Source organism: Kaistella sp. CFF1-2 (assembly GCF_059509915.1).
The window spans coordinates 1-1,235 of record NZ_JCAKLF010000022.1 but is presented as its reverse complement, the minus strand read 5'-3'; the positions used below and the strand labels follow the sequence as shown (position 1 = coordinate 1,235).

General features: G+C 30.4%; 1 protein-coding gene. It reads left to right on the top strand.

The features are described 5' to 3' along the window. Positions 1 to 297 precede the first annotated feature (297 nt). Positions 298 to 1,041, top strand: a complete 744-nt coding sequence (locus AC5XHR_RS13710) for an HNH endonuclease (RefSeq protein WP_495951342.1) — start codon at positions 298 to 300, stop codon at positions 1,039 to 1,041. Positions 1,042 to 1,235: the final 194 nt, after the last annotated feature.

The window sequence follows — 1,235 nt, the reverse complement described above, 5'->3', positions numbered from 1 at the left end:
GTTGACTCTAATCGCGAAAATACAAACAGAATATGAAAGCACTACAGATAACATAGTATTTGCAAAAGGCGGGGTTGAATCTATAATAGAAAAACCCGATGCATTTAGTCGCAACTTGCTTTTCATATTGTATTTTTTTGTAATTTAACAATCTGAAAAAGCAATTTGCTTCGTTCGGTCGAAATTGAACTTTCAGTTAAATTTAGCCCGCCCTTCGCAAATACTTTTTCCGTTACCTGCAATGGCGACAAAAATTACGCTTCAAACAAATGTCAATTTTAAATTAGATTAAGATAGATGTCAATCACAGACAAAACACGTAAAACTCTTTGGGGACGATCTGGGAATTGTTGTGCGATGTGCAGAACAGAATTAGTTGCAGAACGAAATGAACATAATCGAAACTTAAATATAGGAGACGAATGTCACATAATAAGTAAACAAACGAATGGACCAAGACATAATTCTAATTATGAAAAAGATTATGATGATTATGAAAATTTAATCTTATTATGTAAAAATCATCATAAAACGATTGATGAATTATGGGAAACATATACTGTAGAGTTGCTAAAAACAATTAAAAGTAATCATGAAAAATGGATTAGAACAATTATTGACAACGCAAAAAAAGATAAAAAGTCTGATAAATTAAAATTTTTACCTAGAATAACATCTGGAAAAGAAATTGTTAATATAATCTGTGAAGCACATGGATATGTTTTTGATCATATTAATATTACAAATCAAAATGATGCAGATTTTATTTCTTCATTTTTGCAAAATATCCAAGATTGGGGCGAATTAACAGGTTTTGGAGATTTTGAAATTGGTAGAAAAGTTCAATTAGGATTTGATTTAAATAAGGAAATTGAAGAATTAGAAAATCGTGGTTTTTATCTTTTTGGCGAACGTAAAAAGAAAAGATTTACAAATGCAAATAAGGATGATTTAGGCTTATTAGACATTGCCACAATTATTGTTGTAAATAAAGATAATTCAGCAATTGTAAACAAAGAAAAACTTGCGACAACCGATTAAATTGCCACTGCAGGTAACATTGTATTGGCAAAATGCGGGGTTAAATGTATAATAGAAAGATTTGAAAAATTTATACGCCGCTGCTTTTCATATAATCTTTTTTCATAACTTAGCTTATCTGAAAAAGCATCGGCTCCGATTGGTCGAAATTGAACTTTTCGTCCAATTTAGCCCGCACTTCGCCAATACTTTTT